This window comes from Serratia quinivorans, from assembly GCF_052113645.1.
Lineage (GTDB): Bacteria > Pseudomonadota > Gammaproteobacteria > Enterobacterales > Enterobacteriaceae > Serratia > Serratia quinivorans_B.
This window is the reverse complement of the sequence record NZ_JBIEIU010000011.1, coordinates 224,454-237,299: the sequence shown is the minus strand read 5'-3', so window position 1 is coordinate 237,299 and position 12,846 is coordinate 224,454. Positions and strand designations below refer to the sequence as shown.

The 12,846-nt window shown below is 56.2% G+C and carries 12 protein-coding genes and 2 tRNA genes; 12 read left to right on the top strand and 2 right to left on the bottom strand.

Features of this window, described 5'->3' with window-relative positions; translation table 11 throughout:
• Positions 1-162: 162 nt before the first annotated feature.
• The 6 genes from ACGS9J_RS19990 to yjfF all read left to right on the top strand — a co-directional run bounded on the left by ACGS9J_RS19990 (position 163) and on the right by yjfF (position 5,186).
• A tRNA-Asp gene (locus ACGS9J_RS19990) sits at positions 163-239 on the top strand.
• A 53-nt stretch (positions 240-292) separates the two neighbouring features.
• Positions 293-368, top strand: a tRNA-Trp gene (locus tag ACGS9J_RS19985).
• A 315-nt stretch (positions 369-683) separates the two neighbouring features.
• A complete protein-coding gene (gene ytfQ / locus ACGS9J_RS19980; RefSeq protein WP_442232518.1) occupies positions 684-1,640 on the top strand; it encodes a galactofuranose ABC transporter, galactofuranose-binding protein YtfQ in 957 nt (318 codons plus the stop codon).
• A gap of 23 nt (positions 1,641-1,663) precedes the next feature.
• Positions 1,664-3,178 (top strand): galactofuranose ABC transporter, ATP-binding protein YtfR, encoded by a 1,515-nt coding sequence (gene ytfR, locus ACGS9J_RS19975; protein WP_442232517.1) that lies wholly within the window; start codon positions 1,664-1,666, stop codon positions 3,176-3,178.
• 17 nt (positions 3,179-3,195) lie between these two features.
• Entirely contained in the window at positions 3,196-4,197 is a 1,002-nt protein-coding gene (gene ytfT, locus ACGS9J_RS19970) for a galactofuranose ABC transporter, ATP-binding protein YtfT (RefSeq protein WP_442232516.1), read from the top strand.
• Positions 4,194-5,186, top strand: coding sequence for a galactofuranose ABC transporter, permease protein YjfF (gene yjfF, locus ACGS9J_RS19965; RefSeq protein ID WP_442232515.1), 993 nt, complete (start codon positions 4,194-4,196; stop codon positions 5,184-5,186). Before ytfT ends, yjfF begins: the two co-directional genes overlap by 4 nt.
• A gap of 4 nt (positions 5,187-5,190) precedes the next feature.
• Here the strand turns inward: yjfF and hdfR are convergent, their stop codons facing one another.
• Positions 5,191-6,018: an HTH-type transcriptional regulator HdfR gene (gene hdfR, locus ACGS9J_RS19960; RefSeq protein ID WP_442232514.1), complete on the bottom strand. Its 828-nt coding sequence runs from the start codon at positions 6,016-6,018 to the stop codon at positions 5,191-5,193.
• A gap of 119 nt (positions 6,019-6,137) precedes the next feature.
• On the opposite strand from hdfR, the gene ACGS9J_RS19955 reads away from it, so the two are divergent.
• Positions 6,138-6,476, top strand: coding sequence for a DUF413 domain-containing protein (locus ACGS9J_RS19955; protein ID WP_442232513.1), 339 nt, complete (start codon positions 6,138-6,140; stop codon positions 6,474-6,476).
• A 27-nt stretch (positions 6,477-6,503) separates the two neighbouring features.
• Here ACGS9J_RS19955 and ACGS9J_RS19950 read toward each other — a convergent pair whose 3' ends face one another.
• Complete coding sequence (locus ACGS9J_RS19950; RefSeq protein WP_442232512.1) at positions 6,504-8,027, bottom strand: YifB family Mg chelatase-like AAA ATPase; 1,524 nt, start codon at positions 8,025-8,027, stop codon at positions 6,504-6,506.
• 341 nt (positions 8,028-8,368) lie between these two features.
• Here ACGS9J_RS19950 and ACGS9J_RS19945 point away from each other — a divergent pair, with 341 nt between their 5' ends.
• From ACGS9J_RS19945 to ACGS9J_RS19925, 5 genes are all read left to right on the top strand, one after another.
• Positions 8,369-9,601 (top strand): MFS transporter, encoded by a 1,233-nt coding sequence (locus tag ACGS9J_RS19945; RefSeq protein ID WP_442232511.1) that lies wholly within the window; start codon positions 8,369-8,371, stop codon positions 9,599-9,601.
• Between the two features lie 133 nt (positions 9,602-9,734).
• Entirely contained in the window at positions 9,735-9,833 is a 99-nt protein-coding gene (gene ilvL / locus ACGS9J_RS19940) for an ilv operon leader peptide (RefSeq protein ID WP_015962288.1), read from the top strand.
• Between the two features lie 142 nt (positions 9,834-9,975).
• Entirely contained in the window at positions 9,976-11,622 is a 1,647-nt protein-coding gene (ilvG, locus tag ACGS9J_RS19935; RefSeq protein ID WP_442232510.1) for an acetolactate synthase 2 catalytic subunit, read from the top strand.
• A complete protein-coding gene (ilvM, locus tag ACGS9J_RS19930) occupies positions 11,619-11,876 on the top strand; it encodes an acetolactate synthase 2 small subunit (protein WP_442232509.1) in 258 nt (85 codons plus the stop codon). Before ilvG ends, ilvM begins: the two co-directional genes overlap by 4 nt.
• 22 nt (positions 11,877-11,898) lie before the next feature.
• Positions 11,899-12,825, top strand: coding sequence for a branched-chain amino acid transaminase (locus ACGS9J_RS19925; RefSeq protein ID WP_442232508.1), 927 nt, complete (start codon positions 11,899-11,901; stop codon positions 12,823-12,825).
• Positions 12,826-12,846 lie beyond the last annotated feature (21 nt).

Sequence of the window (12,846 nt, the reverse complement as noted above, 5' to 3'; positions counted from 1 at the left end):
AAGTGAAACGCCGTAGCGCCGATGGTAGTGTGGGGTCTCCCCATGCGAGAGTAGGACACTGCCAGGCATCAAATAAACGTTATCAGCCTGACAACTGGTAATGAGCAGGATCGCAAAGTGCGGTTTTGCCTGCATCGAAAGATGTAACGTAAAAGAACCGGTGGAGCGGTAGTTCAGTTGGTTAGAATACCTGCCTGTCACGCAGGGGGTCGCGGGTTCGAGCCCCGTCCGTTCCGCCACTTATTTAAATTATGCCTGCTAACTTTAGCAGGCATAATGTTAAGCGAGATTTAGGGGCGTAGCTCAGTTGGTAGAGCACCGGTCTCCAAAACCGGGTGTCGCGAGTTCGAGTCTCTCCGCCCCTGCCATATTAGAAACCCTTTGCGAAAGCGAAGGGTTTTTTTTTGCATTTTATTGCCCCCATCCCCGCTATTCCTCTGCGTAATTGCTTAAAAATCCCACCAAAATCGTTCTCAATGTAGACATTTTTGGCTGGATCCATGCACAAAATGATTGTTCTGCCGCGATGTGATGCCGCTCATTATTCCTGCGCGATTTTCGACTACACCTAATGGGTGTCAAACCTTTTTGACATCCACTTCACCAGAAAAAATGCAGCATTCACAACAACAAAAATCCCTGTCTGAGGCAATTCCATGCCCCGGCAACGCGAGGAGAACAACATGGTTAAACGTCTGCTGTTAGCGGCCGCCATTACTGGCGCCTTGGTAGGAACGGTACAGGCAGCACCGCTGGTCGTCGGTTTTTCACAGATTGGTTCCGAATCGGGTTGGCGCTCGGCGGAAACCAAGGTATCGAAGCAGGAAGCGGAAAAGCGGGGCATCACGCTGAAAATCGCCGATGCGCAGCAAAAACAGGAGAACCAGATCAAAGCGGTCAGATCTTTCATCGCTCAGGGCGTTGACGCCATTTTTATTGCGCCCGTTGTCGCCACCGGTTGGACTCCGGTGCTGCAAGAGGCAAAAGAGGCCAAGATCCCGGTATTCCTGCTCGACCGCATGATTGAAGTCAACGACCCGTCGCTGTACACCGCAGCGGTGGCATCTGACAGCGTGCATGAAGGTAAAGTCGCAGGAGAATGGCTGGTGAAAGAGGTCGCCGGCAAGCCTTGCAACGTGGTGGAACTGCAGGGCACCGTGGGCGCCAGCGTTGCCATCAATCGCAAGAAGGGCTTTGCTGACGGTATCGCCTCCGCCGCCAACGTTAAAATTATCCGCTCGCAATCTGGCGATTTCACCCGCAGCAAGGGCAAAGAAGTGATGGAAAGCTTCATCAAGGCCGAGCAAAACGGCAAAAATATTTGTGCCGTTTATGCGCATAACGACGATATGGCCATCGGCGCTATTCAGGCGATCAAAGAGGCGGGTTTAAAACCGGGTTCACAGATCAAAATCGTCTCTATCGACGGCGTGCCTGACATATTCAAGGCAATGATGAATGGTGAAGCCAATGCCACGGTCGAGCTGACACCCAATATGGCCGGCCCGGCGTTTGATGCACTGCTGGCAATGAAGAAAGACGGTACCCCACCGCCGAAGTTTATTCAGACAGAATCCAAGCTATTGCAGCCGGATACGGCTAAGCAGGAATTCGAGCTGAAGAAAAGCATGGGCTATTAATCGACTCACCGACGGGGCAGAAGATGGCTACATCTCAGACCAGTTTATTGACGATTAAAGGATTATCCGTCGAGTTTCCCGGCGTAAAAGCGCTGGAGCAGGTTGATGTCGTATTGCAGCGCGGAGAGATCATGGCGCTGCTGGGCGAAAATGGCGCGGGGAAATCCACACTGATCAAAGCGCTGACCGGGGTTTATCAGCGTTCCGCCGGTGAGATATTGCTGGAAGGCGTCGCCATTGCCCCGCAGAGCACTGCACAGGCGCAGATGCTAGGTATTGGCACTGTTTATCAGGAGGTTAACTTGCTACCGAACATCTCGGTGGCAGCCAACCTGTTTATCGGACGAGAACCCACGCGCTTTGGCCTGGTCGATCAAAAAAAGCTGCTGCGTCAGGCTCAGCAGCTTTTGCTGGGGTATGGGCTGCAGTTGGATGTCAGCCAGCCGCTGGGTAATTACTCGATTGCGATCCAGCAGATTATTGCTATCGCACGGGCGGTCGACCTGTCTGCCAAAGTCTTGATCCTTGATGAGCCAACCGCCAGTCTGGATGCCAAAGAGGTCAGCATGCTGCTGGATATTCTCAGCCAGCTGCGCACCCAGGGACTGGGGATGATCTTTGTTACCCATTTCCTCGATCAGGTTTACCGCATCAGCGACCGCATCACCGTACTGCGCAACGGCAAATTAGTGGGGACGAAAGCCACCGCCGATTTACCGCGTTTGGAGTTGGTTCAGATGATGTTGGGCCACGCGTTTGATGAGTCGCTACTGAAACGTGGCGAGCATACGTCAACAGAGGCCCCCCCGTTGGTCGAATTCAGCGGTTACGGACGGCGCGGCATGGTGGAGCCTTTCGACCTGCAGATTCGCCCGGGTGAAATCGTTGGGTTGGCGGGTCTGCTGGGATCGGGACGCACCGAAACGGCCCAGCTAATATTCGGTATTAAATCGCGCGACAACGGCAGTGTAAAAGTCGCAGGACGTGCGGTGAACATTCGTACGCCGCGTAAAGCTGCCAGTCTGGGCTTTGGGTATTGCCCTGAAGACCGTAAAACCGAGGGGATTATTGGTGCTGCGACGGTGCGGGAAAACATCATCTTAGCCTTGCAGGCACAGCGCGGTTGGCTCAGGCCGCTCTCGCTGAGAGAACAAACCCGCATTACCGAAAGTTATATCCAACTGCTGGGCATCCGCACGCCGGGGCCGGAACAGCAAATCCAATACCTGTCCGGTGGTAACCAGCAGAAGGTGCTGCTGTCACGCTGGTTGGCGACCAAACCCCGTTTTCTGATCCTGGATGAACCGACTCGCGGCATTGACGTTGGCGCGCATGCTGAAATCATTCGTTTGATCGAAAAACTGTGTGACGAAGGCCTGGCGCTGCTGGTGATCTCCTCCGAACTGGAGGAACTGGCGGGCTATGCCGATCGTATTGTGGTGCTACGGGACAGAAAACACGTGGCGCAGCTCGAGCATGGAGCCATTACGGTGCCTGCGATCATGCAGGCGATAGCCGCACAACAGGGGGCCGGATGAACCTCAGGAGTTTCTCCATGACCAGTGGACCGCGTAAAGTCAGATGGGTCATTCCAGCCGGGGCAACGCAGTTGGGGGCGTTGGCGGTGATTTTGCTGATCGACAGCCTGGTCGCCCCGAATTTCTTTTCCATACACATTCAGGATGGTCGGCTGTTCGGCAGTGTAATCGACATTGTTAACCGTGGCGCGCCGGTCGCGTTATTGGCGTTGGGCATGACGTTGGTGATCGCCACCGGCGGCATCGATCTTTCCGTGGGGGCAGTGATGGCTATAGCCGGTGCCACGGCTGCCACGATGACCAGCGCCGGCTATCCCTTGGGCTACGTACTGGCTGCCGCCTTGGCAGTTGGCGCGCTATGTGGCCTGTGGAATGGGTTTCTGGTCGCGGTTCTGCAGATACAACCGATTGTCGCCACGCTGATGCTGATGGTGGCTGGACGTGGCATTGCGCAGCTGATCACCGAAGGACAGATTGTCACCTTTGAACGCGAGGGATTGGCGCGACTCGGCAGCGGTGCACTGATGTATTTGCCGATGCCGGCGATCATTGCCGTGGTGATGCTGTTGTTGATCTGGTTGCTGACGCGTAAAACGGCACTGGGGCTGTTTATCGAAGCCGTTGGCATCAATCTACGTTCGGCGCGCAATGCAGGTGTCAGTACCGGCTGGGTGGTGATAGCGGTATATGTGATCTGCGGGCTGTGCGCCGCCGTAGCCGGGATTATCGTCACGGCGGATATCCGTGGTGCAGATGCCAACAATGCCGGACTGTGGTTAGAGCTGGATGCGATCCTGGCGGTGGTGATTGGTGGCGGTTCACTGTTGGGCGGCCGTTTTAACCTGCTGTTGTCGGTGGTGGGGGCATTAATTATTCAGGGCATGAATACCGGCATTTTACTGTCTGGTTACCGGCCGGAGTTTAATCTGGTGTTGAAGGCGATCGTGGTGTTGGCGGTGTTGATGGTGCAATCGCCAAGCTTCACGCTGCGCCAGCTGCTGAGGAGAAGAAAACCATGATCAAACGTAATCTTCCGCTGTGGATTACTGTCCTGGTGTTCCTGCTGGGCTACGGTTTTTGCCTTACGCAGTTTCCCAGTTTTGCCTCAACGCGGGTGTGGTGCGATTTGCTGACCGACAACGCCTTTCTCGGCATTGTCGCGGTCGGCATGACGTTTGTGATCCTTTCCGGCGGCATTGATCTGTCGGTCGGCTCGGTGATCGCCTTCACCGGGGTCCTGCTGGCCAAGCTGATAGGGACCTACGGTATTGCGCCGGGTTACGCGTTCGTCATTGCGCTGCTGATGGGAGCATCATTTGGTGCGCTGATGGGCTGGATCATTGATGTGCTGAAGTTACCGGCGTTTATCATCACGCTGGCCGGAATGTTCTTCGTCCGGGGCATGAGTTTCATCGTCTCGGAGGAGTCGATTCCCATCGAACACCCCTTATATGCGACGTTGGCGAACTATGCCTGGAAGCTGCCAGGCGGTGGCCGCTTTACGTTGCTGGCGCTGGTGATGCTATTGGTGGTGGCGGTCGGCATGGTGCTGGCGCACCGTACGCGCTTCGGACATAACGTCTACGCCATTGGCGGCAATCGGGTGTCTGCGGCACTGATGGGGGTGCCGGTGCAGCGTACGACCGTACTGATTTACCTGCTCTCAGGCACGCTGGCGGCACTGTCCGGGATTATTTTCTCGCTGTATACCTCAGCGGGTTACGCCTTGGCCGCCAGCGGCGTGGAACTGGATGCCATTGCCGCCGTCGTGATTGGCGGGACCTTGTTGACCGGTGGCGTAGGCACCGTATTGGGCACGCTGTTGGGGGTGCTGATCCAGGGGTTGATTCAGAGTTACATCACCTTCGACGGTACGCTCAGTTCGTGGTGGACCAAAATCGTTATCGGTATCTTGCTGTTCTGCTTTATCGGCCTTCAGAAGGCGATGAGCGCGTTTTGGCTCAACAGGCGAGCCAAACCCCGGCATCCTCGTTTGAAGCCGTTATAACGGCTCATACTGTGGTATTCAAAGGTATTTTCAGCAATTGCCGGATCAGCGGCTGTTGGTCGCTATTTTGCAGCCAGACGGCATACAGCGGGCGGATAATCGCCGGGATATCGGCGGCTACGGTCAACTGCGGGTAGTCCTTCTCCCACTGGCTGGGCAAGAAGGCACAGCCGCCGGTGGTTTCCAGCAGTTGTCGGGTCAGATGCGCAGAGGTGGTGGTGAGCACCGGCAGAGTGTCGCTTTCCAGCATGCGGCTTTCCTGCTGATGGAAATCAGCTCCCCATTCCAACTTGATATACGGCATTGGCGCATGTTGATCGCGCTGGCTGGAAGAGAACAGCCGCAACGAGAAATTGCCCAGCAGTTGGCTGGCCAGCTCATCCATCTTTGGCGGCTCGGTGGTGATGAGCAAATCGAGCTGTCTTTCATGCAGCTGCTTTACCAAAGAGTGCCGTAGCGCAACCCGGGCTTCCAGTTGTAACGCTTCGCGTTGCTGATAGAGCGACTGCAGCCACGGGGTCAAATAGGCTTCCCACAATGATGCGGTGGCACCGATGGACAATTCGGTATGTTGCAGTGACCGCACCACCTCCTTTTTCGCCAATTGCCAGGTCATCATCAGGCTTTCAGCATAGGGCAAAAGCCGCTCCCCGGCTGGCGTCAGACGGATATTGTTGCGGTGACGGGTGAATAAATTCGCGCCCAATTGGTTTTCTAACTGGCGGATGCGGAAACTGACGGCAGACTGCGTTAAGTACAAGGATTCTGCGGCTCGGCCAAAGTGACGCGTTCTACTGACCTCCAAAAAGGTTTTCAGTAATTCGGTATCCACACCCATCTCCAGTAATTTTTATCGTTAAGATTTAAATGTTTTGTTTTACACAATGTCAAGCCTATCTAATACTCCGCGCCATAAACAGCACGGCCATGAGAGAATTAGGAGCGTGTCAGATGGCGGATAGCTTCACCACGACCAATCGTTTTTTTGATAATAAACATTACCCTCGCGGGTTCTCCCGTCACGGCGATTTCACCATTAAAGAAGCGCAATTGCTAGAGCGTTTCGGGTATGCGTTCAACGAGCTGGACACGGGTAAACGCCAGCCGGCCACTGAAGAAGAACAGTTGTTCGTCGCAGTGTGCCACGGTGAGCGTGAGCCGGTTACCGAGCAGGAAAAAGTATGGGCTAAATATCTGGCGCGCACACGCCGCCCGAAAAAATTCCATACCCTGTCCGGCGGTAAGCCGCAGGCTGATGCGGTGGAAGATTACACCGACAGCGACGATTAATAACGATGGGGCCTTTGGGCCCCATTATTATTCCAGGCTGCGGTGCAACTGCAGCAACAGGCGGTCCATACTGCGATAGCCAAGCGCTTCACTCAAGTGGCGCTTATCAATATCCCGATCTCCCGCCAAATCCGCCAGCGTGCGGGCCACTTTCAGGATCCGCTGCCAGGCGCGAACCGATAATCCCAACCGGTTTAAGGTTGTTTCAAGAAAATCCGCGTCCGCTGCGCTAAGCCGGCAATCCCTTTCGACCTCATGATTCTTTAGCAGAGCATTGATCTTGCCCGCCCGGCCGAGCTGTCTTTCGCGCGCCAGCAGGACCCGCTCCCGTACCTGAGTGCTGCTTTCACCGGCGATGCGTTTTTTGCTGAGCACCCCTGGCGGCAACAGCGGCACCTCAATCGATAAATCGAAGCGATCGAGAAACGGCCCTGAAAGCCGCCCCAGATAGCGTAAAACCTGTTGTGGCGATGCGCGGTTATGCATGCCCTGATAATGCCCGGTAGGGCTGGGATTCATGGCGGCGATCAGCTGTACCCGTGCCGGGAAGCAAACTTTGGCGCTGGCGCGTGAAACCACGATCTCGCCAGACTCCAGCGGTTCGCGCAGGGCATCCAGCACCCGTCTTTCGAACTCGGGCAACTCATCGAGAAACAGTACGCCATTGTGCGCCATGGAAATTTCACCGGGTCGCGGCAGTGAGCCGCCGCCGACCAGTGCGGCCATCGAGGCGCTGTGATGCGGTGCGCGAAACGGCCGCTGTCGCCACGGCAGCGCTTGCGCAGCATGATGCAGCAGGCTGGCCACGGCGATGCTTTCCAGCGCCTCCTGGTCGGTCAGTGGAGGGAGCAGGCCATTCAGGCGGCTGGCCAACATGGTTTTCCCGGTTCCCGGCGGGCCGACCAACAGCAGGTTGTGGCCACCGGCGGCGGCGATCTCCAGCGCCCGCTTGGCCTGTTCCTGGCCCAGAATGTCCTGCAGGTCGGCTGGTTCTGGCGAAATGTTGGTTGCCGGCGGCGCATTGGCTACCGGCAAATCCCCTTTGCCTGACAGAAAGGCGCACACTTCCAGCAGGTGTTCTGCCACCAGGGTTTTGCTCTGCGTAATTAGCCCCACCTCCGGCCCATTGGCGGCCGCCAAAACCAATTGCCGCCCTGCCTCCAGTGCGGCCAGCGCGGCAGGGATCGCACCGCTGACGCCCCGCAGTGCGCCAGATAATGCCAGCTCCCCAAGAAACTCATAGCGCGCCAACCGATCGGCCGGTAACTGTTCGGAGGCGGCGAGGATCGCCAGCGCAATCGGCAGATCATAGCGACCGCCTTCTTTGGGCAGATCGGCCGGTGCCAGATTGACGGTAATCCGCCGTGCAGGAAAGGTGAAACCGTTATTGATCAAGGCGCTGCGTACCCGATCGCGAGCCTCTTTTACCGTGGTTTCCGGTAGACCGACCATCGTCAGACCGGGCAACCCATTACTGATATGCACTTCCACCGTAACCGAAGGGGCCTGAACGCCCAGCGTGGCCCGGGTGTAGATCACTGCCAGTGACATATTGCTCTCCTTGCTGAAGGCAACATGATGCGGGATGTGCGTCGTCGTCGCGCGGCAACCTTGAGATATTTGCGCGCCAAGCCGTAATTAAAATAATAAATTTCATGAAGATAGCTTTATTTTGCGTAGAGCTTCGCAAAGCGTGGCAATACCCCTTAACAATTACGCGAACGCTGCAACACATTAGCAGGCTAACCATGTTGCGACCGAAGGGGGAATGGGTGTATTTAACAATTGAGTAAAATAAAAATCACTTATTTAACAAACTCCGACCGCCGCCGCACTCTGCCGCGGCAGCCGCTAAACCTCATGACTACGTACTCTACGGTAGGGATAACATTATGTTTGGTTGGACTCCGCTGCAACGCAATGCAGCTATCGCCAGCTTCTCAAGCTGGACGCTTGATGCTTTCGATTTCTTCGTGCTGGTCTTTCTGCTCAGCGATATCGCGCAATCTTTCCATGTCGGTATGGAAGAGGTGACGCTGGCGATCCTGCTGACGTTGGCGGTGCGCCCGATCGGCGCGCTGATCTTCGGTCGTGCGGCGGAAAAATATGGCCGCAAACCGATTTTGATGCTGAATATCGTGTTCTTTTCGGTGTTTGAATTACTGTCTGCGGCGGCGCCGTCGTTGACGGTGTTCCTGCTGCTGCGGGTGTTGTACGGCGTGGCGATGGGTGGGATCTGGGGCGTGGCATCGTCGCTGGCGATGGAAACCATTCCCGATCGTTCTCGCGGCCTGATGTCGGGGATTTTCCAGGCCGGTTACCCCTTTGGCTACCTGTTGGCGGCGGTGGTGTATGGCCTGCTGTTCGAGGTGATTGGCTGGCGCGGCATGTTCGTGATCGGTGCCGCCCCCATTTTACTGTTGCCGTTTATTTACTACTGCGTGCAGGAATCGCCGGTGTGGTTGGCGGCCCGAGAACGCAAAGAAAGCAGCGCATTGCTGCCGGTGTTGAAGAGCCATTGGAAGCTGTGCGGCTACTTGGTATTGCTGATGGCGGCATTCAATTTCTTCTCGCACGGCACCCAGGATATGTACCCGGTGTTTTTGAAAGTTCAGCACGGGTTCGATCCTAAAACCGTCAGTATCATCGCCATTAGCTACAATATTGCGTCAATCATCGGCGGCGTTTTCTTTGGGGCGTTATCGGAAAAAATCGGCCGCAAGAAGGCGATTATCATCGCTGCGTTGCTGGCGCTGCCGGTGATCCCGCTATGGGCATTTTCCAGCGGCTCGCTGATGCTGGGGATTGGCGCATTCCTGATGCAGTTCATGGTGCAGGGGGCCTGGGGCGTGGTGCCGACTTACCTCACCGAATTGGTGCCGGCCAATACCCGCGCGGTGCTGCCGGGATTTGTTTACCAATTGGGCAACCTGATTGCCTCGGTCAATGCCACGCTGCAGGCGACGATCGCCGAGCATAACGGCCACAATTACGGGCTGGCGATGGCGATTATCGCCGGTACGGTGGCGATCGTGATTGCGTTGCTGGTGTTCTTCGGCAAGGACACGCGCGGCAAAGCGATTTCGGGGGCCGTGAAGTCTTCGGGTGTGCACGCTAACGTTTGAAAACCGGATATTTTGCACGAGGTATGACCAGATTGCGCCGAATAATAACGCAAAAAAAGTGTTGTCATGCCGCGCGGGACTATGGTACCTCTGTAGGCATTAGTTCGAAACGAGCACAGTGAACAAACCCATTATGAAAGCCTTTGCCCAAGTGATTAGCCTAGTCGTGATTAGCGTGGTGGTGATTATTATCCCACCGTGCGGGGCTGCACTTGGACGAAGAATGGCTTAGAAAACAAGCCGGAATCGCAAGAGAACCCCCGCACCGAAAGGTCCGGGGGTTTTTTATTGGCAAGAGAAAAGTGAAGCGAGGATAAGAAAATGAACAACAGAACAAAATCCTGCAGTTGTCGAAGTAAGGCGGGGAAATAACTATGAATGGGGCTCAGTGGGTAGTACAAGCATTGCGTGCACAGGGAGTTGATAAGGTTTTCGGCTATCCGGGCGGCGCAATCATGCCGGTCTACGATGCATTGTATGACGGTGGGGTGGAACACCTACTGTGCCGCCACGAACAAGGCGCCGCAATGGCGGCCATTGGCTATGCTCGCTCAACCGGCAGAGTCGGCGTTTGTATCGCCACCTCTGGTCCCGGTGCCACCAATTTGATCACCGGCCTGGCCGATGCGCTGCTGGACTCGGTTCCGGTGGTGGCTATCACCGGCCAGGTGGGCTCTGCGCTGATTGGCACCGATGCCTTTCAGGAGATCGATGTTCTCGGCCTGTCTCTGGCCTGTACCAAACACAGCTTCCTGGTGGAATCACTGGACGCGCTGCCGGGTATCATGGCGGAAGCCTTCGCCATTGCCTGCAGCGGGCGCCCTGGCCCGGTGCTGATCGATATCCCGAAAGACATCCAACTGGCCCACGGCGAACTGCACCCGCATCTGGTGCCGGTCGTTGAGGAACTGCACTACCCGGCAGCGGAGGTGGCGCAGGCTGTCGAATTATTGGCGCAGGCACACAAGCCGATGTTGTACGTCGGTGGCGGCGTGGGCATGGCGCAGGCGGTACCGGCGCTGCGTGAGTTTATCGCGGTGACTCAAATGCCCAACGTTGTCACGCTGAAAGGGCTGGGCGCGGCCGATGCCGCCGACCCGTATTACCTCGGCATGCTCGGCATGCATGGCACCAAGGGCGCCAACCTGGCAGTGCAGGAATGCGATCTGTTGATCGCCGTCGGCGCGCGTTTTGACGACCGCGTGACCGGCAAACTGAATGCTTTTGCTCCGCACGCCAAGGTGATCCACATGGATATCGACCCGGCGGAAATGAGCAAATTGCGTCAGGCGCACGTCGCGCTGCAGGGCGATTTGAAAGCGTTGTTGCCGGCGTTGCAGCAGCCGCTGAAGATTGCCGCCTGGCAGCAACGGGTGGTTGAGCTGAAAGAAACCCATACCTGGCGTTACGACCATCCGGGGCAGCCAATCTACGCGCCGTTGCTGTTGAAACAGCTGTCCGAGCGCAAGCCGGCCAATAGCGTGGTTACCACCGACGTGGGCCAGCACCAGATGTGGACCGCTCAGCACATGACTTTCGAACGCCCGGAGAATTTCATCACCTCCAGCGGTTTGGGCACCATGGGGTTCGGCGTGCCGGCCGCGGTTGGCGCCCAAATGGCACGCCCGGAAGATACGGTGATCTGCGTGTCGGGCGACGGTTCTTTCATGATGAACGTACAGGAACTGGGCACCATAAAACGCAAGCAACTGCCGCTGAAAATCGTGTTACTGGATAACCAGCGTTTAGGCATGGTTCGCCAGTGGCAACAGCTGTTTTTTGACGGGCGTTACAGCGAAACCAATCTCTCCGATAACCCCGATTTCCTGATGCTGGCCAACGCCTTCGGCATTCCCGGCCAACGTATCACCCGTAAAGACCAGGTGGCAGACGCACTCGACGCCTTATTCAACAGTGAAGGCCCTTATCTGCTGCATGTGTCGATAGATGAACTCGAAAACGTCTGGCCGCTGGTGCCGCCGGGTGCCGGTAACGAAACCATGTTGGAGAAAATCTCATGATGCAGCATCAACTCTCGATCCAGGCCCGCTTTCGCCCTGAAATGTTAGAGCGCGTATTGCGCGTCGTGCGTCATCGCGGCTTTCAGGTTTGTGCTATGAATATGGTTTCGGCGTCAAATACCGACAAGATTAATATTGAATTGACCGTTGCCAGCCAGCGCCCGGTGGATCTACTGTCATCTCAGTTGAGCAAACTGATGGATGTCTCCTGCGTTGAGATCCAACAACAAACATCACAACAAATACGCGCCTGATGCGTGAGAAGGATAAAGAACAATGACGAAGAAAGCCGATTACATTTGGTTCAATGGTGAGATGGTTCCCTGGGCTGACGCCAAAGTGCACGTGATGTCGCACGCACTGCACTACGGCACTTCGGTGTTTGAAGGAGTCCGTTGCTACGACTCCCATAAAGGTCCGGTGGTGTTCCGTCACCGTGAGCATATGCAGCGCCTGCATGACTCGGCAAAAATCTACCGTATGCCGGTATCGCAAAGCGTTGATGAACTGATGGAAGCCTGCCGCGCCACGTTGCGTAAAAACAACCTGGTCAGCGCTTATATTCGCCCGTTGGTGTTTGTGGGTGACGTCGGCATGGGGGTTAACCCGCCGGACGGTTACAAAACCGACGTGATTATCGCGGCGTTTCCTTGGGGCGCGTACCTGGGTGAAGAGGCGCTGGATCAAGGTATCGATGCCATGGTTTCGTCCTGGCAGCGCGTAGCGCCAAACACCATCCCAACCGCGGCCAAAGCCGGCGGTAATTACCTTTCCTCCTTGCTGGTAGGCAGCGAAGCGCGCCGCCACGGTTATCAGGAAGGGATTGCGCTTGACGTGCACGGCTATATTTCCGAAGGCGCGGGCGAGAACCTGTTTGAAGTGAAAGACGGCGTGTTGTTCACCCCACCGTTTACCTCTTCCGCACTGCCGGGCATTACCCGTGACGCCATCATCAAGTTGGCGAAAGACATGGGCTTCGAAGTGCGTGAGCAGGTGCTGTCGCGTGAGTCGCTGTACCTGGCCGACGAAGTGTTCATGTCCGGCACCGCAGCGGAAATCACCCCGGTGCGCAGCGTTGACGGCATCCAGGTCGGCATTGGCAAATGCGGCCCGGTGACCAAACAAATTCAACAGGCGTTCTTTGGCCTGTTTACCGGCAAGACCGAAGACAAGTACGGTTGGCTGGATCCGGTAAACCCATAAATAACGACGTTACCTGTTAGG